This is a genomic window from Paenibacillus sp. VTT E-133280 (assembly GCF_002264385.1).
Lineage (GTDB): Bacteria > Bacillota > Bacilli > Paenibacillales > Paenibacillaceae > Paenibacillus_AQ > Paenibacillus_AQ nitricinens.
The window spans coordinates 1-746 of the sequence record NZ_NFUX01000166.1 but is presented as its reverse complement, the minus strand read 5'-3'; the positions used below and the strand labels follow the sequence as shown (position 1 = coordinate 746).

Annotated in this window: 1 protein-coding gene and 1 pseudogene; both read right to left on the bottom strand. The window is 38.1% G+C overall.

All coding sequences use genetic code 11. The features are described from left to right. Positions 1-36: 36 nt before the first annotated feature. A complete protein-coding gene (locus CA600_RS32050; protein WP_256990097.1) occupies positions 37-171 on the bottom strand; it encodes a hypothetical protein in 135 nt (44 codons plus the stop codon). Between the two features lie 14 nt (positions 172-185). Further along, positions 186-746: pseudogene (locus CA600_RS31470) on the bottom strand (hypothetical protein); the annotation flags it as partial.

The following is a 746-nucleotide window of genomic DNA, read 5'->3' as shown; positions in this document are numbered from 1 at the left end:
CTTCCTTCCGTCGCTAATATGTATTTATAGGTAATTCTATTTATTAGATAAATCTACGGTCTTCCAGATGTGTTCCCCTACTTCGGCTGCTCTTCCTGTTTGTGACTTCAATGTGATAAGCGTCAAGACTAATACCGATACCACTACACTGATTACTTTAATACACTTCATCAACATCCTCTTCACTATTGTTCACTATGAGGATATACACTTAAAATACGTACATTGGAACGAAAGTATCCAGAATTCGGTGTAGTTATCCATATCCACACTGATTCTCTCAACTTATCTTTCGCAACTTTAGGAATAATTAAATAAGGAGCATCACCATATTCTTTGTGAAAGACAGGGGCTGCCATAGTTAGTATGTCCTCTTTTTGCTTAGGATTGGGTAACCCTACTCCTTCAATTTCTATCTTTGCATATCTATCACTGAAATAACGATCTGGTGCATCATTTTTAACCGTTGACTTCCAATAGAGAAGATATGCTTTTTTATAGTTCGTTACGGGGTGACCAGAATTCCCATATTCTCCATAACCCCATTTAAGTGTGCTTAAAGAAGCAATTTGTTTTAAATTAGGATCATTCGGATCTTCTAAGTCAATCGCGATAAGTTCATGCAGGGTCGCCACGTACTTGTTATCCTTGGAGGTTAAGGTTAACTTATCTTCTTCCCATTGATCTTCTATGCTTTCATAGCGCGACCACTTTTCACCACGATATCCAACAATCTCCGGCATCAC

What these genes read in the sequence shown, in the direction of transcription:
- CA600_RS32050 (WP_256990097.1), bottom strand. Translation starts at nt 171, where the DNA reads ATGAAGTGTATTAAAGTAATCAGTGTAGTGGTATCGGTATTAGTCTTG.